The 23,187-nt window shown below is 51.0% G+C and carries 24 protein-coding genes; 4 read left to right on the plus strand and 20 right to left on the minus strand.

Going from position 1 to position 23,187, the window contains the following annotated elements; genetic code table 11:
- Nucleotides 1–54: 54 nt before the first annotated feature.
- From flgG to flgB, 6 genes are all read right to left on the minus strand, one after another.
- On the minus strand, nucleotides 55–837 hold the full coding sequence (gene flgG, locus DDA898_RS13795; protein WP_022634082.1) for a flagellar basal-body rod protein FlgG: 783 nt from the start codon (nucleotides 835–837) through the stop codon (nucleotides 55–57).
- Between the two features lie 26 nt (nucleotides 838–863).
- Nucleotides 864–1,619, minus strand: a complete 756-nt coding sequence (locus DDA898_RS13800) for a flagellar basal body rod protein FlgF (RefSeq protein WP_013318507.1) — start codon at nucleotides 1,617–1,619, stop codon at nucleotides 864–866.
- Between the two features lie 21 nt (nucleotides 1,620–1,640).
- Nucleotides 1,641–2,840 carry a flagellar hook protein FlgE gene (flgE, locus tag DDA898_RS13805; protein WP_038901551.1) on the minus strand — a complete coding sequence of 400 codons (1,200 nt, stop codon included), beginning with the start codon at nucleotides 2,838–2,840 and terminating at the stop codon, nucleotides 1,641–1,643.
- A 66-nt stretch (nucleotides 2,841–2,906) separates the two neighbouring features.
- Nucleotides 2,907–3,578 (minus strand): flagellar hook assembly protein FlgD, encoded by a 672-nt coding sequence (gene flgD, locus DDA898_RS13810; protein ID WP_013318509.1) that lies wholly within the window; start codon nucleotides 3,576–3,578, stop codon nucleotides 2,907–2,909.
- A 12-nt stretch (nucleotides 3,579–3,590) separates the two neighbouring features.
- A complete protein-coding gene (flgC, locus tag DDA898_RS13815) occupies nucleotides 3,591–3,995 on the minus strand; it encodes a flagellar basal body rod protein FlgC (protein WP_012769280.1) in 405 nt (134 codons plus the stop codon).
- Between the two features lie 33 nt (nucleotides 3,996–4,028).
- Nucleotides 4,029–4,448: a flagellar basal body rod protein FlgB gene (gene flgB / locus DDA898_RS13820; RefSeq protein WP_013318510.1), complete on the minus strand. Its 420-nt coding sequence runs from the start codon at nucleotides 4,446–4,448 to the stop codon at nucleotides 4,029–4,031.
- A 166-nt stretch (nucleotides 4,449–4,614) separates the two neighbouring features.
- On the opposite strand from flgB, the gene flgA reads away from it, so the two are divergent.
- The 3 genes from flgA (at nucleotide 4,615) to DDA898_RS13835 (ending at nucleotide 6,169) form a co-directional block, all read left to right on the plus strand.
- On the plus strand, nucleotides 4,615–5,283 hold the full coding sequence (gene flgA / locus DDA898_RS13825) for a flagellar basal body P-ring formation chaperone FlgA (protein ID WP_033111937.1): 669 nt from the start codon (nucleotides 4,615–4,617) through the stop codon (nucleotides 5,281–5,283).
- A 144-nt stretch (nucleotides 5,284–5,427) separates the two neighbouring features.
- Nucleotides 5,428–5,727 carry a flagellar biosynthesis anti-sigma factor FlgM gene (flgM, locus tag DDA898_RS13830; RefSeq protein ID WP_013318512.1) on the plus strand — a complete coding sequence of 100 codons (300 nt, stop codon included), beginning with the start codon at nucleotides 5,428–5,430 and terminating at the stop codon, nucleotides 5,725–5,727.
- A 4-nt stretch (nucleotides 5,728–5,731) separates the two neighbouring features.
- On the plus strand, nucleotides 5,732–6,169 hold the full coding sequence (locus DDA898_RS13835) for a flagella synthesis protein FlgN (RefSeq protein ID WP_013318513.1): 438 nt from the start codon (nucleotides 5,732–5,734) through the stop codon (nucleotides 6,167–6,169).
- Between the two features lie 70 nt (nucleotides 6,170–6,239).
- Here the strand turns inward: DDA898_RS13835 and DDA898_RS13840 are convergent, their stop codons facing one another.
- The 14 genes from DDA898_RS13840 to flhD all read right to left on the minus strand — a co-directional run bounded on the left by DDA898_RS13840 (nucleotide 6,240) and on the right by flhD (nucleotide 21,312).
- Nucleotides 6,240–6,662, minus strand: a complete 423-nt coding sequence (locus DDA898_RS13840; RefSeq protein ID WP_013318514.1) for a flagellar protein FlhE — start codon at nucleotides 6,660–6,662, stop codon at nucleotides 6,240–6,242.
- Nucleotides 6,662–8,749 carry a flagellar biosynthesis protein FlhA gene (gene flhA, locus DDA898_RS13845; RefSeq protein WP_013318515.1) on the minus strand — a complete coding sequence of 696 codons (2,088 nt, stop codon included), beginning with the start codon at nucleotides 8,747–8,749 and terminating at the stop codon, nucleotides 6,662–6,664. Before flhA ends, DDA898_RS13840 begins: the two co-directional genes overlap by 1 nt.
- Nucleotides 8,742–9,893 carry a flagellar biosynthesis protein FlhB gene (flhB, locus tag DDA898_RS13850; RefSeq protein WP_013318516.1) on the minus strand — a complete coding sequence of 384 codons (1,152 nt, stop codon included), beginning with the start codon at nucleotides 9,891–9,893 and terminating at the stop codon, nucleotides 8,742–8,744. Before flhB ends, flhA begins: the two co-directional genes overlap by 8 nt.
- A 226-nt stretch (nucleotides 9,894–10,119) precedes the next feature.
- Nucleotides 10,120–10,764: a protein phosphatase CheZ gene (gene cheZ / locus DDA898_RS13855; RefSeq protein ID WP_013318518.1), complete on the minus strand. Its 645-nt coding sequence runs from the start codon at nucleotides 10,762–10,764 to the stop codon at nucleotides 10,120–10,122.
- A gap of 9 nt (nucleotides 10,765–10,773) precedes the next feature.
- Nucleotides 10,774–11,163: a chemotaxis response regulator CheY gene (gene cheY, locus DDA898_RS13860; protein ID WP_012884205.1), complete on the minus strand. Its 390-nt coding sequence runs from the start codon at nucleotides 11,161–11,163 to the stop codon at nucleotides 10,774–10,776.
- Nucleotides 11,164–11,197: 34 nt separating this feature from the next.
- Nucleotides 11,198–12,250, minus strand: coding sequence for a protein-glutamate methylesterase/protein-glutamine glutaminase (locus DDA898_RS13865; RefSeq protein WP_013318520.1), 1,053 nt, complete (start codon nucleotides 12,248–12,250; stop codon nucleotides 11,198–11,200).
- Nucleotides 12,250–13,122 carry a protein-glutamate O-methyltransferase CheR gene (gene cheR / locus DDA898_RS13870; protein ID WP_013318521.1) on the minus strand — a complete coding sequence of 291 codons (873 nt, stop codon included), beginning with the start codon at nucleotides 13,120–13,122 and terminating at the stop codon, nucleotides 12,250–12,252. Before cheR ends, DDA898_RS13865 begins: the two co-directional genes overlap by 1 nt.
- A 726-nt stretch (nucleotides 13,123–13,848) precedes the next feature.
- Entirely contained in the window at nucleotides 13,849–15,549 is a 1,701-nt protein-coding gene (locus DDA898_RS13875) for a methyl-accepting chemotaxis protein (RefSeq protein ID WP_038901555.1), read from the minus strand.
- Nucleotides 15,550–15,666: 117 nt separating this feature from the next.
- The gene (gene cheW / locus DDA898_RS13880; protein ID WP_013318523.1) at nucleotides 15,667–16,164 is read right to left on the minus strand and encodes a chemotaxis protein CheW; all 498 of its coding nucleotides are present in this window, start codon (nucleotides 16,162–16,164) and stop codon (nucleotides 15,667–15,669) included.
- Between the two features lie 35 nt (nucleotides 16,165–16,199).
- Nucleotides 16,200–18,215: a chemotaxis protein CheA gene (gene cheA, locus DDA898_RS13885; protein ID WP_171850361.1), complete on the minus strand. Its 2,016-nt coding sequence runs from the start codon at nucleotides 18,213–18,215 to the stop codon at nucleotides 16,200–16,202.
- A 17-nt stretch (nucleotides 18,216–18,232) separates the two neighbouring features.
- Nucleotides 18,233–19,363: a flagellar motor protein MotB gene (gene motB / locus DDA898_RS13890; RefSeq protein WP_038911478.1), complete on the minus strand. Its 1,131-nt coding sequence runs from the start codon at nucleotides 19,361–19,363 to the stop codon at nucleotides 18,233–18,235.
- Nucleotides 19,360–20,247 carry a flagellar motor stator protein MotA gene (gene motA, locus DDA898_RS13895; protein WP_013318526.1) on the minus strand — a complete coding sequence of 296 codons (888 nt, stop codon included), beginning with the start codon at nucleotides 20,245–20,247 and terminating at the stop codon, nucleotides 19,360–19,362. The genes motB and motA overlap by 4 nt, the downstream gene beginning before the upstream one ends.
- A 133-nt stretch (nucleotides 20,248–20,380) precedes the next feature.
- On the minus strand, nucleotides 20,381–20,959 hold the full coding sequence (gene flhC / locus DDA898_RS13900) for a flagellar transcriptional regulator FlhC (RefSeq protein WP_013318527.1): 579 nt from the start codon (nucleotides 20,957–20,959) through the stop codon (nucleotides 20,381–20,383).
- 2 nt (nucleotides 20,960–20,961) lie between these two features.
- Nucleotides 20,962–21,312 carry a flagellar transcriptional regulator FlhD gene (flhD, locus tag DDA898_RS13905; RefSeq protein ID WP_013318528.1) on the minus strand — a complete coding sequence of 117 codons (351 nt, stop codon included), beginning with the start codon at nucleotides 21,310–21,312 and terminating at the stop codon, nucleotides 20,962–20,964.
- 622 nt (nucleotides 21,313–21,934) lie between these two features.
- On the opposite strand from flhD, the gene DDA898_RS13910 reads away from it, so the two are divergent.
- The gene (locus DDA898_RS13910; protein ID WP_038911479.1) at nucleotides 21,935–23,089 is read left to right on the plus strand and encodes an iron-containing alcohol dehydrogenase; all 1,155 of its coding nucleotides are present in this window, start codon (nucleotides 21,935–21,937) and stop codon (nucleotides 23,087–23,089) included.
- Nucleotides 23,090–23,187 lie beyond the last annotated feature (98 nt).

Below are 23,187 nucleotides of genomic sequence, written 5' to 3' on the forward strand. Positions count from 1 at the left end.
CAGCCGCAAATCAGTAAAACGCCACCCTATTTAACAAGCGCTACCCAGGAGAGATTACAGCTGGGTCAATTTCTGCAACATCTGATCGGTAGAAGAAATCGCCTTGCTGTTGATTTCATACGCGCGCTGAGTCTGAATCATTGACACCAACTCTTCGGCGACGTTCACGTTCGATGTTTCAACGAATTTCTGATAGATCAGACCCGCGCCGTTCAGGCCCGGCGTGCTCTGGGTCGGCGCACCGGAACTGGCGGTTTCCGCATACAGGTTTTCACCGAGGTTTTCCAGACCCGCCTCGTTGATGAACATAGCCAGGTTAAGCTGCCCGATCTGTACCGGCGCGGTCTGCCCCTGCTGCGTTACAGTGACCACCCCGTCGCGGCCAACCGTCAGGTTGCTGGAGTTTGCCGGGATAGTGATCGCCGGCTGAACCTGAAAGCCGCTGGATGTCACCAACTGACCGTTGGAATCCTGCTGGAAAGAGCCATCACGAGTATACGACGTGGTTCCATCCGGCATCAGCACCTGGAAGAAACCGGCACCTTTGATCGCCATATCCTTCACGTTACCGGTTTCGGAAAAGGAGCCTTGCGTATGAATGCGCTCGGTCGCCACCGGACGCACACCAGTACCCAGTTGCAAACCTGACGGCAGCGTGGTCTGTTCTGAAGACTGCGCCCCCGGCTGACGAACAGTCTGGTACATCAGGTCTTCAAATACGGCACGCTGACGCTTAAAACCATTGGTGCTGACGTTCGCCAGGTTGTTGGATATAACATCCATATTGGTTTGCTGGGCGTTCAGACCGGTTTTGGCAATCCATAAAGAACGGATCATCGAGTCACTCCTGTGCGCAAGGGCACTTAATTCATTGCAAGTATCTGATTAGCACGTTGCGTATTATCATCAACGTTGCTGATCACTTTCATCTGCATTTCAAAACGGCGCGAGTTGGAAATCATCTCCACCATCGATTCAACCGTATTGACGTTACTGCCTTCCAGTACCCCCGGCATTACCCTGACCGTTGCGTCATTCTGTAATGCCGCACCGCGCTGTTGCTGCGCAGCCGGGGACACGCGGAAAAGGCCGTCGTCGCCACGGGTCACTTCGGTTCCTGTCGCCTTGACCAGCTTCAGGCGCCCGATCTGGGTAACTGTGTTCGCGGCATCGCTAGGGTTCAGCGCGTTGATGGTGCCGTCGGGGCCGATAGTAAGCTGCGTCTGAGGCGGAACGTCAATCGGGCCACCGTCGCCCATCACCAGGTTGCCCTGAATGGTCAACTGCCCATTGGCGTTAATTTCCATATTACCGTTGCGGGTATATGCCTCGCTGCCATCCGCAGAACGCACCGCCAGCCAGCCATCCTGCGAAAGAGCAACGTCCATGGAACGCCCGGTGTAATCCATCGAACCTGGGGTGGTATCCACCCCAGGAGTCGAAGATATCACCAGTGTACGCGTCTCATTGGTAACGCCCTGGATTGGCACGGCACGCATTGCAGACAGTTGCGCACGAAAGCCCGGCGTAGAGGCGTTAGCCATGTTATGCGACGTAACGGCCTGTTGCTCCAGCGTCTGACTCGCCGCGCCCATCGCTGTATAGATAGCGTGATCCATGCAATATCCTCGTTATGATAATTAACGCAGGTTAACCAACGTGTTGAGGATCTGATCCTGCGTCTTGATGGTCTGGGCATTCGACTGGTAGTTACGCTGAGCAACGATCATGTTAACCAGTTCCTTACTCATATCGACGTTAGAACTTTCCGTTGCCTTACCCACCAGTTTCCCGAGGTTGCCGGTACCCGCCGATCCAACCACAGCCTGACCAGAATTGCCGGTTGCAGCCCATACGTTGTCGCCTTGCGGAGAAAGCCCTTCCGGGTTAGCGAAGTTAGCCAGAGCAATCTGCCCAAGAAGCTGGGTTTTCTTGTTGGAATAGGAACCAACAACACTGCCGTCTTCGCTGATGCTGTAACCGGTCAGTTCGCCCGGCTCATAGCCATCCTGAGTCGGCGTTTTGGTGCTGTTGGAACCGCTATTCTGCTGAACGGTACCCGTAAAAGACAGATTGAACGTGCTGGCGGCAGAACCGTTCAGCGTCGCCATGCTAATCGTAGCAGGAGTCGTGGTGGTTAACGCACCGCTGGTATTGAAAGACAGCGTGGTCGGCCCCTGGAAACCCGCACCGGTAATGCTGGTGTCCTGAGCATAGACATCCCAGCTGTTAGAGGCTGATTTCACAAAATACAACGCGAAGTTATGTGCGTTACCCAAACTATCGTAGGTGGTAATAGAACCTTTATAGTTTGACGTATTAGTCGGATCGGTAGGATCCCAGGTATTCGTGCTGTCTGACGAGTTCAGACTGGCGATGATCGACGCAGTGCTGGTGGCCTTGGCCGACATGGTGGTTTCCGGAATGCTCAAACCGACCGGATCCGCGCCCTGCTGAATCGCTGGCGGCGTCCCGGTAGCCGGGTAGCCGGTCAGTTGCAAACCCTGCGCGTTAACGATGTTACGGCTGCTATCCAGCGTGAACTGGCCGTTACGGCTATATACGACGCTGCCATTGCTATTGAGCAGACGGTAAAAACCATTACCGTTGATTGCCACATCTAATGAACGAGAGGTACTGGTGATAGAACCGTTGCTGAAATCCTGCAGTACGGATGCAACCCGGGTCCCCAGGCCTACGTTGGAGCCGGCATACATATCGGCGAAAGAGATATTACTGGCCTTGAAACCAACGGTAGCGGAGTTGGCAATGTTGTTGCCAATCACGTCCAGATTGTTAGAGGCAGCGTTTAAACCACTGACCGCCTGAGAAAAGCTCATAGTGCTCTCCTGAATATTGATGAACTGTTATTCACTAAAAAGTGACGCGCGTTATATCCGTAACTGCTACAAAATCTGACGTACGTTATCCAGCGTGGACTGGCCGCTCAGGCCCAGATCCAGTAATGCTCCGCTGCTGTTGGTAACCACACCATTCACGTACGCGTAGTTCAGAGCCTCTACTACCTGCTGAGTCCCATTTGAGGTAGCGGAAACAGAGATTGTATAAGCACCATCTGGCGCGGTGGTACCGTCAGAGGCCTTGCCATCCCAGGAATAGGCATGAACCCCGGCGCTCAATGAACCCAGTTCCATACTGCGAACTACTTTGCCGGAGCTATCGGTGATATTGACGGTAACGTTCTCCGCCGCATTTTCCAGCTCAACGCCGAACGGCGTAGTCGTTTCATTGCCCACCAACACTTTGGTGCCCGGCACCAGCACGCCATGACCAATCAATGATGCAGCCTGAATGGACTGGTTACTGTTGATTTGCGTAGAAATGGATCCCAGAGTGGTATTCAGCTTCTCGATGCCGCTCACCGTGTTTAACTGAGCCAGCTGAGAGACCAACTGGTTGTTATCCATCGGGTTGGTTGGATCCTGATTTTTCAGCTGGGCAACCAGCAAAGTCAGGAAGCTATTCTGTAAATCGGCACTGCTACTTCCGCTGATAGATGATGATGTCGATGTGGACGATGTACTTTGGACGTCACTGACAGAAGAGGTGGTAGCCATGAGTTCTCCAGATTACTGACCAATGGTTAATGTCTTCAGCATCATCGATTTTGTGGTATTCAATACTTCCACGTTCGCCTGATAGCTTCGGGACGCCGAAATGGTGTTAACCATTTCATTGACGGGATCCACATTCGGCATGCGGACATAGCCTTTGGCATCGGCCAGCGGATTTCCCGGCTGATAAACCAGTTTTTCCGGAGAAGGATCTTCGACCACTTTGGCGACCTTAACACCGCCAGTCGCCTGCCCCGGCGCTGCATCAACCTCAAAAACCACCTGCTTGGCGCGATAGGGCTGGCCGTCGGGGCCCGTAACGCTGTCGGCGTTGGCCAGGTTACTGGCGCTGACGTTAAGGCGTTGAGACTGGGCAGAAAGCGCCGAGCCGGAAATATCGAAAATATTAAGTAACGACATGAGACATCAACCTTATAGTTGTCGCCAATGCTGTTATGATGACCCGGACTGAAGTACCGACATCATCCCTTTGATCTGCCCGCCGATGAGCGTCAGGCTGCTCTGATACTTGAGGCTGTTATCCGCGAAGTTGGTACGCTCGCGATCCATATCGACCGTGTTTCCATCAAGAGCCGGCTGAGTCGGGACACGATAAAGCAGATCAAGTTCGGGCGGCTGTACTGTCTGAGCGGGAATATGACGTGCAGACGTCAGGCTCAGCGATACGGATTGACCGCTGGCACGCCCTTGCTCCATGACCTTGTTCAGTTCGCTGGCAAAATCAATGTCACGCGCCTGATAACCAGGAGTATCCGCGTTGGCAATGTTGGCAGCCAGAATCTCCTGACGCTGGGCACGGAGATTCAATGCTTCTTGCTGAAACCGTAGCGCGGTATCCAATTTATCGAGCATGCTCCCTCCGCAATTTAAACTTTAGTGCTGGTAGGATAATTCTCATCCTGTAAAAATCATCGCAAGAATAGACATAAAATGAAGCGCTATTTATTGCCTTAACTGTAAGCAAGTACCGTTACACTAATAGCGTGAAATTAACCGGTTTTTGGAGAGCGTAAGACTGATGCCGGATATCAGAAAATACATACAGTTATCGATTTTGGGCATCCTGTTTGCCCCGGTACTGGTGAATGCTGCCGATCTTGCATCACAAATTTCCCGTTTCTTTTCGGATAATTTTAAAGGTTCATCCAATACGATTAATGTGGTGGTGAAGACGCCTGAGGCCCAATGGCTCGACTGTGAAAATCCGCAAATTTCACTGCCGGGTAATGCCAAAATGTGGGGCAATCTTTCGGTGTCTGTGCGCTGTAGCCAAGAGCGGCGTTTTGTTCAGGTTGAAGTACAGGTTACTGGGAACTATGTGGTCGCCGCAGCGCCTATCGGCCGGGGAGCTGAGCTGACATCCGGCGATATTCGAACCATCCGCGGCAGGATCGATCAACTTCCTCCCCGTGCTTTGTTCACCCCGGAAGAGGCCCAAGGCGCGGTGGCGTTGCGGGATATCGCGCCAGGTCAGGCCCTTACCCAGGTCATGATTAGGAAACCCTGGGTGATCCGTGCCGGGCAAAACGTGCAGATTCTGGCCCAGGGGGATGGCTTTAGCGTACGTAGCGAAGGAAAGGCCATGAACAATGCGGCTTCAGGTCAGTCTGCCAGAGCCCGCACGGCTTCAGGGCAGGTTGTATCCGGCATCGCCACCGACGATGGGATTATTCTGATCTCGCAATAATTTGCTAAAGTAATGCTCAATGCTGCCGATATGATGTACATAGTCGCTGATGATATACTGGTTAAATAAATGCCAGCTTTAGATGGTGTTAACCATCTCATTGATTATCATCATTTATATTTTTCATGACGCGAGCACACTACCATGAGCATTGATCGGACCCAGTCAGTCAAACCGGTAAGCCAGGTTCAACCCCGGGATACCGGCGACGTAGCAAAATTGAAGCGGAAGGAAGAAACAGGGCAGCAAAGCGGTGTGACCGGAACTCAGGTTAAACTGAGCGATGCACAGTCCAAGCTGATGCAACCGTCGTCGCAGGACATCGATATGCAGCGCGTGGAAACCCTGAAGCAGGCTATTCGTGACGGCTCATTAAAAATGAACGTTGGTAAAATTGCCGATGCATTAATTAAAGATGCTCAGGACTTAATCTCAGGCGACTAACCCTATGGAAAAACTTGTAAAGCTGCTGGAGCAACTTCTGTTCAACATGCGTGAACTTGAAGCTGTGCTGTCTGATGAGCAGTTGTTGCTCTGCGCAGGCCATGTTGATGGGCCAGCTCTGCAAGTGGTTACCGATAAAAAGGGTTCTTTATTATCGACTATCCAGCATTTGGATAAAATTCGCCTGCAGGGAGAATCAGTGTTGCGTGTGAAAGCACCTTATTCTAACCATGCCGCCCTGGAGCAAACCTGGCAACAGATCACCGCGTTAAGTGAGTCACTGCGCGATAAAAACCAGCACAACGGCTTACTGCTTGGTTATCATCTCGATCATAATGAAAAAGCGTTGGCGGTGCTGAAACCTCGTCACGCACAGTCTCTGTACGGGCCGGACGGCCAATCTCGCAGCAATTCGATTTCTGGTCGGCGAATCAGTATCTGATTTGGTTTGAGCCAGTCGGTTTACTCACATATCTAGTCGTAGAAATGCCAGTGCATATCATCGTAATGCACTATTTATAGTTCACCGATATTTCATTGGATGCCACATCCACCGACGTAACCATCCGCCCGCTTCCGGGTACATAGAACAACATCCTAAACTCGCTGTTGGCAGGTACGCCCTGCAATCCGTAGGTTTGCCCGCTGGCGCCATCCAGATTGACGCAACGATTAGCAGCGCAAAGCTTGACGGCAAGATCTATCGGGGCCGGAGATTTCAGTTGGTATCGCCAGTAGATTACCGTCACGGACTGGGCTGCCGTTACGCCCAATCCCGAGGGAGGAAGTAGCGCCGGCGAAGAAGCCAGCGCCCCCTTGTATTGAAATGATGGCCCGGTCAGGTTTGTATTCCACCCGCCTTGTTGAGCGTGGGCGCTGAATGAAAACGCCCCTGCCGCTAAACTAATAAAACCGGCTATCAACACTTTCTTCATCAGGAAGACTCACCAATCATCGACGTCATTCTGATCTGCCGGCTATCGCTGATCTCAAGGTTCGACAATACCGCAATTTGCGGCAGACTGCGGCGCAGAAAACGTGACAATAATCCGCGCAGTGCGTGGTTAACCAGCAACACCGGCGGTGCTCCCAGCATTTCCTGTCGTTGTAATGCCTGTTTTGCCTGCTCCAGCAATCTGTCGCTCAATCCAGGTTCCAGTCCACCGCCGCCCTGAAGCGCCTGTAGCAACAGACGCTCCAGCGCACTATCAAGGCCAATCACCTGCAGTTCCGTATCGCCCGGGAACCACTGTTGCGTGATAGCCCGCCCCAGCGCAATACGCACCGCGGTAGTCAGTTCATAGGGATCGGTTTGCACCGGTGCCTGTTCGGCCAGTGTTTCAATAACCGTGCGCATGTCCCGAATCGAAACCTGTTCGCTCAACAGATTCTGCAGCACCTTGTGCAGGGTCGTTAAGGTCACCACGCCCGGAATAAAGTCTTCGGTCAGCTTCGGCATTTCCTGAGACACACGGTCCATCAATTGCTGCGCTTCCTGGCGACCGAACAACTCACTGGCATGCAGACTGAGTAAATGATTCAGGTGCGTAGCCACGACCGTGCTGGCCTCAACCACGGTGTACCCCTGTGTTTGCGCCTGCTCTTTCAGCGCACTTTCAATCCAGATCGCAGGCAAGCCAAAAGCGGGGTCTTTCGTCAAATCCCCTGGCAAGGTGCCTACCGCATTGCCGGGGTTAATCGCCATCCAGCGCCCCGGATGGGCTTCTCCGCTGCCGATCTCAACCCCTTTCATCAGGATACGATAGCTGGCCGGTTGCAGATCCAGATTGTCCCGAATGTGCACCACCGGGGGCAGAAAGCCCATTTCCTGAGCAAATTTCTTTCTGATACTACGAATACGCCCGAGCAACTCGCCATTTTGCTGAAAGTCGACCATCGGAATCAGGCGGTACCCTACTTCCATGCCAAGCGGATCTTCCAGTTGTACATCAGACCAACTGGCCTCCACCACCTGCGGTGCAGCAGGTGCCGTAGCCGCCGCTTCATTCGCCGCAAACTCCGCTTTGCTTTCTCCTTTCTTCATCCACCAGGCCAACCCTAACAACGCGCCGGTGAAAAGCAGGAAAACAAAGTTAGGCATGCCGGGGACCAAACCGATCAGCCCCAACACCCCGGCGCTCAGGATCATGACGCGCGGGTTATTGAACAGCTGAGTCACCATCTGCTGGCCAACATCCTGATCGGTACTGACGCGAGTCACGATCACACCGGCCGCGGTTGAAATCACCAGAGCAGGGATTTGCGCCACCAGACCATCACCGATGGTCAACAGCGTGTAGTTCTCAACCGCCTGCCCCAGCACCATATCATGCTGAACTACCCCTACCAGCAGCCCACCAATGATGTTGATAGCCATAATCATCAGCCCGGCGACGGCGTCACCTCGCACGAACTTACTGGCACCATCCATAGAGCCGTAGAAATCCGCCTCCTGGGTTACTTCAGAACGCCGCTTCTTGGCTTCATCTTCACCGATCAACCCGGCATTCAGGTCGGCATCGATGGCCATTTGCTTACCCGGCATACCGTCCAACGTAAAGCGCGCGCCCACCTCAGCGATACGGCCAGCACCCTTCGTGATAACCATAAAGTTGATCAGCACCAGGATAATGAACACCACAATACCGATAGCGAAGTTGCCGCCGACCAGGAAATGGCCGAATGCTTCAACCACACGTCCGGCGGCGCCGGCGCCGGTATGCCCATCCATCAGAATGACACGTGTCGATGCCACGTTGAGCGACAGACGCAACAGCGTGGAAAACAGCAGGATGGTGGGAAAGGCGGCAAAATCGAGTGTGCGCTGGGTAAACATGGCGACCAGCAGCACCATGATGGACAGTGCGATGTTGAACGTAAACAGCAAGTCCAGAACAAACGGTGGCAACGGCAGAACCATCATCGACAAGATGAGCAATATCAGAACAGGTCCTGCCAAAATCTGCCATTGTGAACCTTTCATATTGCCTGGTAGGCGAAGCAAAGAGGCCAGATTAGCCATCGGTTGTTTTCTCTTTAGAAAAATCCAGTGCATCCGGCACAGGTAAGTTTTTAGGTTTACGCGGTATCAAACCGCCTTCACGTTTCCAGCGCTTGAGCTGGTAGACCCAGGAAAGCACTTCAGCAACCGCCGCATATAGTCCGGTAGGAATGTGATGCCCGATCTCAGTATGGCGGTAAAGGGCTCGCGCCAGCGGTGGTGCTTCCAGAATCGGGATACGATGCTCTGACCCCAGTTCACGAATGCGCAGCGCTATCTGATCGGCGCCTTTTGCCAGCACCTTGGGCGCATGCATTTTTTTCTCATCATACTTTAGTGCAACGGCATAGTGGGTCGGGTTGGTAACAATCACATCCGCTTTCGGCACATCCGCCATCATTCGGCGCTGGGCCATCGCACGCTGCTGTTGACGAACACGGCCTTTGACATGCGGATCCCCTTCATGTTCTTTGTATTCGTCGCGAATTTCCTGCTTGCTCATACGCAGCCGCTTAATATGGCTCCATATCTGCCAGCCCACGTCAAAAGCCACCATGGGAAACAGCCCCAGAATCACCCAAAAGCAGCACAGGAAAGCAATGTTCAGCGCATCTTTTATCGCGCTCCCCAATGGCTCTGACACAAGGTGCAGCATGCTATTCCAGTTGTGCTTGAGAAACCAGAAAGTAATGCAGCCGACAATGACGGCTTTGAGGATGGCTTTAAATAATTCGGCCAATACATGAGTTGAAAACATACGTTTCAACCCCGATAGCGGATTCATTTTACCAAAATCGAAGCTGATCGCCTTGGTGCTAAAAATCAGTCCCCCCAGCAATACCGGCGCAGCCAGGGCAACCAGCACCAGACCGAATAAGATGGGAACAAGCGCCATCACCGCCTGCTCGATCAGCGAGCCGACATGGGAAATGATTAACCGCTCATCACTGATGAAGTTATGGTCAAAGATCAATCCTTTGGCCATCATATCCGTCAACCTGGCAGCCATGCCGGAGCCGCTGCCCCACAAAATCGCCAGGCCGGCGATCAACATAAGCACCGACGTCAATTCTCGCGATCGGGGGATCTGACCTTCTTCTCGAGCTTTTTCCGTTCGTTGGGGGGTGGGAGCTTCTGTTTTCTCCAGATCGCTATCGTCTGCCACTACAGCCGCTCCTGTTAATGCTCGCCGACATAAAGTTATACACCGCTAGCATGACAAATCCGGCAAATCGCGATGGGTAGAAAAAAGGAGAAAATAAGCGGCTATTTATTTTATTGCATAAGACGGGGCGCAGGAATTTACGATCGAGACACGCCCGATCGTAAACATCCACATACCTTACGCCACGATGCCCACTCATACGGATGCAATGGGTGTCGGGGGAAAATCAGAAACCCAGGCTATCCAACAGGTCATCAACCTGATCCTGGTTAGAAACAATACCTGCAGCGGTTTTATCAACCTGGGGCCCATTAAGCAGGCCTTCATTCGCACGACGGGTTTCAGACGGTTTTTCCGGAATGTTTTCCAGCAAGACCATCAGCAGTTGTTTTTCGATTTCCTGGACAACATCCATCATGCGCTTAATCACTTGTCCGGTTAAATCCTGGAAATCCTGAGCCATCATGATTTCCAGCAACTGCGCATTGGTAAACGCAGTATGGTCCGGGACGGATTCGAGGTAGTTACGCGTATCGGTAACCAACTCACGCGCCTCCGACAGTTCAATCGGATTTTCAAACCACTGATCCCAGCGAACCTTCAGGGATTTAGACTCTTCTTCCAGTTGATTCTGACGCGGTTGAGCTGCTTCAACACAACTCAATGCACGCTCTGCCGCCTGCGCGGTCATCTGGACTACATAATCAAGACGATCGCGAGCGTCAGGAATCGCTTCCGCCGCTTCAGTGATCGCCTGATCTAAACCAAGCTCTTTCAGGCTGTCACGCAGCATGCGTGTCAATTGCCCGATACGAGAAATAATCTCTGTGGCAGACGCATGATCGTTAATGGGCATCGGATGTGGATTCATGGCATCTCCTTACATACCAAGCTTTTCGAAAATCTTACTCAGTTTTTCTTCAAGCGTAGCGGCAGTAAACGGTTTAACAACATAACCACTGGCACCAGCCTGTGCTGCAGCAATAATATTCTCTTTCTTTGCCTCAGCGGTTACCATCAGTACGGGAAGCTTGGAAAGCGCACCATCGGCACGGATAGCCTGTAACAGCTCAAGTCCGTCCATATTAGGCATATTCCAGTCAGAAATGACAAAATCGAAACCGCCCGAACGGAGCTTGTTCAGAGCATCAGCGCCATCTTCCGCTTCTTCCACATTGTTGAAGCCCAGCTCTTTTAGTAGATTTCGAACAATACGACGCATCGTCGAAAAATCATCCACTACTAAAAATCTGAGTTCTTTATCAGCCATACCTACTCCTAATATTATTGCTCACCCGGAGCTGCTATATACGTAATGCCTGTCCGGCAGAAACTTGTGCCAGCATCCGCTGACTCACCTGGTGCAAATCCACCACCTCATCGACACCACCGAGTGCAATAGCCTCTCGCGGCATACCGAATACCACACAGCTGGCTTCATTTTGCGCGATCGTATACGCTCCCGCTTTATGAAGCTCCAGCATTCCCGCGGCCCCATCATTTCCCATGCCGGTTAGGATTACTCCTACCGCATTTCGCCCGGCGTACTGTGCAACAGAGTGGAACAGTACGTCAACAGAAGGACGATGGCGATTAACCGGCGGGCCATCATGCAATTTCACCTGATAGTTCGCACCGCTACGCGCCAGTTCAAGGTGGCGGGCACCCGGCGCGATATACGCATGCCCTGGCAGGACACGCTCACCGTCTTCGGCCTCTTTCACTGTAATCTGGCACAGTTTATTCAACCGCTCAGCGAAAGATTTGGTAAATCCCGGCGGCATATGCTGAGTAATCAGCAACGCCGGGCTGGTCGGCGGCAACGGCTGCAAGACATGCCTGATCGCCTCGGTGCCGCCGGTTGAGGCGCCAATCGCGATCAGCTTTTCACTACTGAGCAACGGTGTGCTGGGAATCAGCACCGTAGGCGCCGGCGCCGCGTTGCGCTGGGGCAAACGTGCCTTGGCAGCCATACGGATCTTTTCCGCAATCAGCTCACTGTATGCCAACATTCCTTCGCGAATACCTAACTGAGGCTTGGTCACAAAATCGATCGCCCCGAGCTCAAGCGCCCGCAAAGTAATTTCCGAACCTTTGCCGGTCAGCGAAGACACCATTACCACTGGCATCGGACGGAGTCGCATTAATTTTTCAAGAAAATCAAGGCCATCCATGCGCGGCATTTCCACGTCGAGCGTCAACACCTGCGGATTGAACTTCTTGATTAAATCACGAGCCACTAAAGGATCAGGTGCAGTGGCAACCACCTCCATATCGGGATGACTATTAATGATTTCGGTCATGATCTGACGCATTAACGCAGAATCATCAACACATAATACTTTTATTTTGCTCATTATCTTTCCTTAGCCAGCCCATAAACAGTCTGCCCGCGCAGGTAAAATTCCCGACTGATCTGACTGAAGTTCTCTGAATGCCCGGCAAACAATAATCCGCCCGGTTTAAGCAGCGGAACAAAACGACGTAAAATGCGCTCTTGAGTCTCTTTATCAAAATAAATCATTACGTTACGACAAAAAATCGCATCAAAAGGCGCTGGCAGAGACCACTCGGGAGCCAACAGATTCACTTGCTGAAAATGTATCATGTTCGCCAGATCCGGCCGCACGCGGACCAGCCCGCTGTGCGGCCCGGTTCCCCGTAAAAAGAAACGCTGCATCTGCTGTGGAGAAAGCGAACGCAGATCCTCCTGCCGGTAAATGCCGGCAGACGCTTTCTCTAAAACCTGTGTATCAATATCGCTGGCTATGATCTGACAGTTACTGGCACGGTCACCATAGACTTCAGCAAGGGTCATCGCCAGTGAATAGGGTTCTTCTCCCGTAGACGCGGCAGTACACCAGATGCTGTATCCGCCAGGCCGCTTGCGTGCGTGCTCGGCAAGAATGGGGAAATGGTGTGCCTCACGAAAAAACGCGGTCAGATTGGTCGTTAACGCATTAATAAATGCCTGCCATTCAGCACTGTTCGGATCCGACTCCAGCAAAGCAAGGTACTGGCCAAAATCGTTGATTCCCAGTAAGCGCAACCGTCTGACCAGGCGGTTATAGACCATTTCACGTTTATGGTCAGCCAGCACGATGCCAGCACGCTGATAGATAAGCTGGCTGATTCTTCGAAAATGAACATCAGACAGCGGCAACCGTTCAACCATCTGACTTAAAATAGATGTAGAACCTGAACGATTTGGCGATGGTGTATTTTTCATATCTGACCGCCCGAAAATGGATAGATGATTTTATTGTTTTCCAATCAGACTTCCCATTATAGCTATTACAGGTCTCATGCTTTAATCTCCGGCATCTTCTTATACGATGAACCGGGTACCATCCATAATACCAGCGGGAAGCGTGCTTTCATCAGCCCTTCTCCGACGGATTAATGGCGGTAATCATGCGATGGTTTACATTGATGCCTTTTCGGCATTGTTCACCGTGAAGATTGCTCACCGAAAAGTAATGCCACTCTATATTGTCACCATATGCATATAGTCACCATTCGCTCCTGAGCGCTGCCGACCCGTATCTGACTAGCAACCACGTTCAGAATCCCGTTAAAATATGCCCATACAGTTGGCATTACTTATATCAATCGGCCGTATTAAACCTTTCTTTAACTAAAGAAGCGTCATAACGGTAACAAAAATTAAAACTGCAACCTTTGTCTCAAAACCGCAGCCGTATCAATACCGCCTGCATAACATTAAGGCACAGAATCCCTTAAAAATATCTTAAGTAAACATCATCCAATATAGCGTCTCCCTGCCATTTTTTTGTTCCGTGATGCAGCTTTCATTAGTAAGAAAAAAGAAAGCTGTAAAAATCATCAGATGAAAATCTATGCTCAGCATTGTTATTGTTGCTCAGGATAAGTTTTCATTATTGCTTGTCTATTTATCGGATGGGCCGATAACCTGGCCCATCCGACTCAGCGATTAAAAGGTTTCCCAGTTCTCGGTGGTTTTACTGGTTCTGGCCTTTTGCTCTTTTTCTGCAGAAGCCGACGTTGCCAGAAGAACTGGTTTCGCGACCGGCGCCCGCGAGGCAATCGCAGTTGGGCGTCCAGCCATCGCGTTGTCTGACAACCGGAATACGGCCACCGCCTGATTCAGCACCCGAACCTGCTCTTCAAGCGCGTGCGCCGCAGAAGCCGACTCTTCCACCAGCGAAGCATTCTGTTGGGTCACTCGGTCCATCTCGGTTACCGCCAGGCCAACCTGATCGATACCGCGGCTTTGCTCCTCAGACGCCGAAGCAATTTCCCCCATGATGTCAGTAACGCGTGTAACGGCACCAACGATCTCGCCCATGGTTTCACCCGCACTTTCAACCAGTACAGAGCCTTCTTCAACCCGATTTACCGAATCCTCAATCAGAGATTTAATCTCTTTTGCCGCTTGAGCGCTTCGTTGTGCCAGATTACGTACCTCTCCTGCCACAACAGCAAAGCCTCTTCCCTGCTCCCCGGCTCTGGCCGCTTCGACAGCAGCGTTCAGCGCCAGGATATTGGTCTGAAAAGCGATACCGTCGATCACGCTGGTGATATCAGCAATCTTCTGCGAACTACCGGCAATGTTATGCATGGTTTTCACCACGTTATCGACAACCTTACCGCCTTTCTGCGCTGTTTCAGAGGCGCTCAACGCCAGTTGACTTGCCTGACGCGCATTTTCGGCGTTCTGCTTCACGGTGGATGTCAACTGTTCCATGCTGGCTGCGGTTTCCTCCAGCGCGGCAGCCTGCTGTTCGGTTCTTGAGGACAAGTCACTATTGCCGGCGCTGATTTCCGATGCACCGGTATAAATGGCTTCTGCCCCCTGACGAACCGCGCTGACCGTCGTAAAGAACTCAGTCTGCATGTGACGCAGGCTATCGGCCAGGATCCCCATTTCGTTCGTGCCATGGAAATCAATCCGGGTAGTCAGGTCGCCTTTCGCCATATGTCGGATATGTTCGATAAGATTAGTCAATGGCTGAATAAGCGAACGGTTGATACCCAGCCAGACGAGCAGCGCCATCACGACAACCAGTATCGCTACCGATATCAGCAGCCATAATGCCGTCGAATAAGCCGAATTATTTTCCTCCACGGCATTGGCATAGACTTTGTCGTAAGATTCTTTGTAAGAATAATAGGCCTTCTCGAACTTGTCCTGGAAACTTTGGGTCGGCTGATCAAAAAACTCCTTCAGCTTGCCATTGGAAATAAAAACAATCAGATCACTTAATGCGCTGTTCAATACGGTGTAATTATCTTTCACCACTTGAGCTACAGCCGGATCCTGCTGATTGGTATAAGGGATTTTTTCATAGTTGGCGAAGTGAGTATTAGCGATAACCAGCTGTTTTTTCGCCAGTTCAATCAGTTCCTTGGCTGACACGCCGCCAGAAGCGCCGCCTGATGCGTCCATGGCATAACGCGTTCCGGCACGGTTTAACGTGTTGCGCGTCTGCAATAAATAAGACCAGGTAGATTCCAGTTCTGATTTCTGCTGATTAATAATTCGCGTTGTCGTGAAGATATCTCTATCCGACTTCAGTGCATTAAAAAATAACCCACCAGAAATGATTTGAAGAGCAATGAATAGTCCAAGAACAATAACGAGCCCGGTAACAACTTTTACACGATTCAGCATATTAAGCCTTAATAACAACGATCACTGATGCTTGAGCATCTCTATAACTTTTGAATTCCAGAGATTGAGGGTATCAAATGACATGGGCCACCGAAGTGGCCCAATATGGCTGGTTTATTAAACCTTCATGACGCTGTCAACCAACGCCATTTCCTCGCTGCTGAGTAGTTTCTCAATATCAACCAGAATCAGCATACGTTCGCCCAGAGAACCCAGACCGGTGAGATATTCCGTCGACAGGGTCACCGCAAACTCCGGCGCCGGACGAATTTGATCGGCAGTCAGTGACAACACGTCAGACACGCCATCAACCACAATACCCACGACACGCTGCCCCAAATTCAAAACAATGACGACCGTATTGTCATCATAGTCGACTTCCTGCTGCATGAATTTAATGCGCAAATCGACAATCGGCACAATGACGCCGCGAAGATTGGTAACGCCTTTAATAAAGCTAGGCGTGTTGGCAATGCGAGTGACTTGATCGTAACCGCGAATCTCTTGAACCTTCAAAATATCCACGCCGTACTCTTCGTCACCCAGCGTGAAAATCAAAAATTCCTGACCTACTGTCTCGCCTGCTAATTTTGTGACATTTGCAAGTCCAGTCATGTTTCTCACCTTTAATCTATAGCTGTAATTTGCTGTTAAGCTGCGGTTTCAACCACACGCTTTTCCCGATAAAGCGCCTGCAACGCAGAAACATCCACAATCAGCGCTACGCTACCATCACCCAAAATAGTTGCGGCTGAAACGCCTGGCACCTTGCGATAATTGCTTTCCAGGTTTTTCACAACAACCTGATGCTGACCAATCAACTGGTCAACCAGCAAGGCATAACGACGACCGGCACTCTGCAGGATAACAACGATACCCTGAGTGGCATCCGTTTTTGCTCCGGCGACATCGAACACCTGATACAGCTCAACCAGTGGCAGATATTCGCCACGAACCTGCAGCACACGCTCCCCACCCGCCAGAGGATACAAATCCTCGGCCTGCGGCTGCGAGGACTCCATGACCGCGTTAAGCGGCAGGATAAATACTTCATTATTGACCTTGACCGACATCCCATCCAGGATCGCCAGCGTCAACGGCAGAAGAATGCGGATGGTGGTTCCTTTCCCTTTCACGAAATGAATTTCAACATGCCCACCCATCTCCTGAATATTCCGTTTCACCACATCCATGCCAACGCCACGGCCCGACACATCTGTCACTTTCTCAGCAGTAGAAAAGCCGGGAGCAAAAATCAGCATGCCGACTTCTTCATCAGTCATGCTATCGCTTACCGCCATCCCCTGAGATAGGGCTTTGGCCAGGATACGTTCGCGATTCAGACCGGCGCCGTCGTCAATTACTTCGATACAGATATTGCCGCCCTGATGTTCCGCAGACAACGTCAGGTTGCCCACGGCCGACTTGCCCGCTTCAATACGTTTTTCCGGTGATTCGATACCATGGTCGAGACTGTTACGCACAAGGTGCGTCAACGGGTCAATAATGCGTTCGATCAGACTCTTATCCAGCTCGGTTGAACTCCCCAACTGGGTCAGTTCAACTTCTTTGCCCAGCTTGGCGGCCAGGTCGCGAACCAGACGCGGGAAACGGCTGAATACATATTCCATCGGCATCATACGGATGGACATCACGGACTCTTGCAAGTCACGCGCATTGCGTTCTAACTGCCCCATGCTATTAAGCAGGTCGCCATGAGCGACCGGATCCAGAGCACTGGAACGCTGAGCCAGCATCGACTGAGTAATCACCAGCTCACCAACCAGGTTAATGAGCTGGTCAACTTTTTCCACCGCCACACGAATACTGGTATCACCAGTTTTTTGTCTGCCTTTGGCCGCGTCATTGCCGCCTGCCGGTTTGGCCGTCGGTGCAGACGCCACTGGCGCAACAGGCTGAACGGGCGCAGCAGGCGCAGATTCGACCGGTGCAACGGGTGGTGCCGCGTCGGCTGGCGCCGCCTCAGCGACAGATTTGAAGTTGATTTGGTCCGGCTCCAGCACAAAACACAGCACAGCGCTGATGTCATCTTCACTGGCTGACGTATCCAGCGTTAGTTCAACACTAGTGCTAGTCTGCGCCGTATCCTTCACCGTACCCAGATTTCCCAGTTCCTCAAGCAACTGGGGAATATCCGACTCTTTCAGATTGGTAAGGGCAATACGCAATCCCGAATGACCGCCGGCGGAAGCCGGTGCAGGGGTCGCGGAAACCGGTTGTTCAGCCGCTACCTTGACAGGGACAGCTCCGGCAGCACCATCTTCTTTGGACTCCAGAGCAAGCTGGCGCAGAGCCTGGCAGATATACTCAAAGCTTTCGGCGTTGGGCTCTTGCGCGGTTTTGTAAGCATCCAACTGATCCTGCATGATATCTTTGGTTTCCAAAAACAGGTTGATAATATCAGTGCTCAATCGCATTTCACCGCGCCTGGCACCATCCAACAGGTTTTCTAATATGTGTGTGGTTTCTTGCAATACCTTGAAACCGAACGTTCCCGCGCCCCCTTTAATCGAGTGAGCAGCGCGAAATATGGCATTCATCTGTTCCGTATCGGGCGCTAACGGATCAAGTTGCAATAAATGCTGCTCCATGTCCGCCAACAATTCATCTGCTTCATCAAAGAATGTTTGATAAAAAGCACTCATGTCCATGCTCACGTGGGTCACCTCTGCTGTGAATCGCGGCTTGTTGAAGAAGGTGTCGCCTGGCTATCAGGTGCTGCGGGCAAAGCTGTAGTAGGCTGCCGACGTCCTGTCGTCGACGCGCCATTCGCCCCCGATGCCGGCGCCGTCGTTGCCGGTGCCTGAGCAGGAGCCACAGTTGAGCCAGATACAGGCGTCCCATTGGTTTCGGGTTGTGGTGCAGCCGTACTGTTACCGTTATCGGCAGGCGCGGTAGCAGGTTTGGCCTTATCCATCCCCATGTTTTGTAAATTTTCTATTTTATCAATGTTTACTGCGCTGCTTTCAGCATTTTCACGCTCAATGTTTTCCTGCGCCTGCTTGTTAAGGACAACCAGACTGATACGCCGGTTGATGGCATCGCTGCCGCCCTTCGCCTGCTTTAGATTCATCGTGTCGGCCATACCAACTACGCGCAGAACCTTACCTTCAGCCAGTCCACCTATAATCAGTTCACGCCGGGAAGCATTAGCGCGATCGGCCGACAATTCCCAGTTACTGTAGCCCCGCTCCCCCATCGCATACTGAGCATCATCAGTATGGCCCGATAAACTGATTTTATTAGGAATATCATTCAAAATTGGCGCGATAGCTCGCAAAATATCGCTCATGTACGGCTCAACCTGGGCGCTGCCGGTTTTAAACATTGGGCGATTGTTGCTGTCGATAATTTGAATACGTAGTCCTTCATCCACCATTTCAATCAACAGGTGCGGACGTAACGCTTTAAGACGGGGATCAGCCTCAATCAACTGATCGAGCCGCTCCCGCAGTTTGTTCAGTTTGATTTCCTCAAGACGGCCGTCCATGGTGTCAATCTGCCGCTTTACATCGCCTTCTTGCTGAGTGGGATCCGAACCACCGCCCGGAATGGGGTTGGAGGCATCACTCATCTTCGGACCAGAGGTAATGGCAATTTTCAATGGTGTGCGGAAATATTCGGCAATCTGAGCCAACTGGGAAGGTGAGGAAATGGCGATCAGCCACATGACCAGAAAGAGAGCCATCATAGCAGTCATGAAGTCGGCGTAAGCAATCTTCCATGAACCACCATGATGAGCGGCATGCCCCGATTTACGTTTTTTGCGGATAATGGGATGCTGGTGTTTCATGCGTCATTTTCCGATGCCTGCTGTGCCGGTGCCTTCACATTACGAATATGCTCTTCCATTTCGGTAAACGAAGGACGCACTGTTGAGTAAAGGGTTTTACGACCGAATTCAACAGCAATCTGCGGCGCATAACCATTCAGGCTGGATAACAGCGTCACCTTGATGCACTGAAGGACCTTGATCTTTTCCGAGTTCTTCTGGCGTAACAGCGACGCCAGCGGCGACACGAAGCCATAAGCCAGCAAAATACCCAGGAACGTCCCCACCATCGCATGGGCGATCATCATCCCCAGCTCTGCGGCAGGGCGATCGACAAACGCCAGTGAATGCACAACCCCCATGACCGCCGCCACGATACCGAATGCGGGCAAGCCATCCCCCATCAGGTTCAGACTGGTGGCCGGCACTTCGACTTCATGCTCGACAGTTTCGATCTCTTCATCCATCAGCGTTTCGATTTCAAACGCATTCATGTTGCCACTAACCATCAGTCGCAAATAATCCGTGACGAATTCTACGATATAGTCATCAGAAAGGATGCGGGGATAATTGGAGAAAATCTCACTCTCTTTTGGGTTGTCGATATCAAACTCCAGTGAGAGCATCCCCTGCTGACGGGACTTGGCCATCAGCCGGAATAATACCGCCATCAGATCCATGTATACGGCTTTCGTATATTGGGAGCCTTTCAACAGCGTGGGAAGCGCTTTCAGCGTCGCCTTGATCGCTTTGCCGTTGTTACCAACAATAAACGCACCAGCAGCCGCACCACCAATAATCAACAGTTCCGAAGGCTGATACAACGCCCCCAACTCGCCACCCACGATAAGATAACCGCCAAGTATGGAGCCTATAGTGACAAGATAACCCAATATAACCAGCACAAGAATTCCTTATAGATAGTAAAAGGGTGGCGGAGAGAGTTATAAATGCAGTCTTACCAACGACTTATTTGGAGGGAATACTGCCATCGGGCAATGAACACGCGATGACAGAACCACAAAATCGCCATCAGGCTCAGACTGCATGTTTAACCTGTTCGTCCAGCAGTTGAGGTATGATATCGGCAACGCTCGGCGAAAGTTTACGTCTTTTTACTGCTCTGGAGGGTGGCTGGCATAAACTGCAGACAAAACTATTCTTGGGCTGGTGCGCATGGGTAATAAACATTCCCTTGCAGCAATTACATGCGGACAGTTGCAACATGCCGCTATCCACAAAACGGACCAATGTCCAGGCGCGGGTCAACGCCAGCAAAGGCACATCGCTTTGGGGAGCACATTGTTCGAGGTAAAGGCGATAAGCCTTGATTACCGCCTCGACGCCGGTGCATTGTCCATTTTTGAGCAAAAACAGATAGGCGTTATAGAACATGGAAGAATGAATATTCTGTTCCCATGTCATGAACCAGTCGGTAGAAAACGGCAGCATTCCTTTCGGCGGAGGGCTACCTCGCAATTCTTTATACAGCTTGATCAAGCGACCGCGACTTAATTGCGTCTCGCTTTCCAGCATCTGCAGACGCGCGCCCAGTGAAATGAGCTCCATCGCCAGCTGGATATCCTTAGCTTCCTGAACAATACTTTTTTCCGCCATCATTATGCCCTTTTCTTAGGCAAGCCTTCTTCTTTTGAAGACAGCTCTTGTAATAAATGACTCGACAACAAAATACCGGTATGGATCTGTTGCAGATCGTCAACCCGGGATTCTTGTGTTAATAACTTAATCGTATTGTGATCACTGAAGCGGAAATGACATATTAACTGATTGGTTTCAGCGAGCTTTACCATTTGCGGCAAAGTCATCTGCATCAATGCTTCGGCCATTTCTTCATTGATACCCAACCGAAACATTGCTGATGCTTTTTCGTCATTTATTAATCGCTGAGCCAGTAACAAATAAGACAAATTGATGTCATAAATGTGCTTGAGCAATTCAGAGGTACCCATATTCCCATCCCGACAGACTATGTTTCAAACATAAGTTAGGTGATAGACTGCTCACCCGCTAAACAATCACTCTCCATAGGTGGCATGAAAACTATCGGTGCCAGATAATTCTACTACTTTATAATCTTCTAATATGACGAAAAATACAGCATCAACATTGATGCGTCTGAGGTTCCATCTCTTCATAACGCCAGGCTCATCCTTTCTCTGTATTGCGTCCAACATAGAACGTAGGATTAATCCTAATCCTCCGCCACTGTACCGCCTTCGGCCTAACTCATACAACGCAGGCATATAAGCATTTTGATAATTATGTGACCTTAGTCACAAAAATGAAAGAGGCGAAACATAATATTTCACTGATTTTTACCCCGCAGTGAAATTTTCCTGAACACAATATGATCACAACAGGAGAAAAAAACTCCCCACAATAGAATTTCGCCCGAAACCATAAAATCAATTAACTGATTTTAAAAGAAAAAAAACACCACAGCTGCTTATCAGATTAAACCGCGACTCTACAACCACTTTGATTTACATTAATATTTCTAATTTTATTACTTAAGTTACTATTTCGTTCGTGTATTTTATGTCGATATAACGAAACACAGGAGCCATTTTCATGCTGGATTTTGAGTATTTCAACCCGACAAGAATCCTGTTTGGGCCAAGAAAACTGACTGAGATTGTCAAATACATTCCAGAAAATGCCCGCATACTAATAACTTATGGCGGAGACAGCGCCAGAAAATACGGCACACTGGATGAAATCCGACAGACATTAATCGACCATTATACCTGCTTCGAATTTGGCGGTATCGAACCCAACCCTCAATATGCGACGTTGATGCGCGCCGTCGATGTCGTGAAAGCCAACAAGATTGACTTTTTGCTGGCGATATGCGGCGGCTCGGTGGTTGACGGAACAAAATTCATCGCCGCCGCAAGCACACAGGATGATATCTGGAATACCTGGCTTGCCAGGGCGCCAATCCAGTCTGCTTTGCCGTTCGGGTGCGTAATGACATTACCGGCGACCGGCTCGGAAATGAACGCCACAGCCGTGGTATCCCACAAGCAATCCGGCGCCAAAGCCGGCTATAGTCACCCACTGTTATTTCCCAAATTCGCGGTTCTCGATCCACGGAAATCCTACACTTTGCCATCGCGTCAGGTCGCTAATGGCGTAGTGGATGCATTTGTGCACGTACTGGAACAGTATCTGACCTATCCGGTCTACGGCAAAGTGCAGGATCGGTTTGCAGAAGGGTTACTGCTGACCTTAATAGAAGAAGGCCCCAAAGCCATACAGACACCGGAAAGCTATGATGTTCGCGCGACGCTTACCTGGAGCGCCACGCTGGCCCTCAACGGGTTGATCGGCGCCGGCGTACCGCAGGACTGGGCAACGCACCGTATCGGTCACCAGTTAACATCGCTTTTCGGACTGGACCATGCGCAAACGCTGGCGGTTCTTCTGCCTGCCTTGCTTGATGTGCAGCGGCGCACAAAGCATGACAAGCTGGTGCAGTACGCCCTCCGGGTATGGAATCTTACCGCGGCGGATGAGGATAGCCTGATTTCACTGGCTATCGAGAAAACACGAGATTTCTTTGAGTCCATGGGGGTAAAAACCCGCATGCGCGACTACAACCTGTCCGAATCCGCCATTGACGATATTTTGGCGAATCTGGACAAATTTCATTTGTTGCCGCAGGGGGAACACCAGGATATTGACCGCGCCGCCGCCCACCGGATTTTGCGTCAAAGTTATTAAAACACCGTTCCTGATTAAATGAATACATCAGTTCGTACGTCATGCGCGTATGCCATTTCGGGTACGCGCCTTCCCGTTTTTAGACATCCGTCACGCTG

It is taken from the genome of Dickeya dadantii NCPPB 898, assembly GCF_000406145.1.
Taxonomy (GTDB): Bacteria; Pseudomonadota; Gammaproteobacteria; order Enterobacterales; family Enterobacteriaceae; genus Dickeya; species Dickeya dadantii.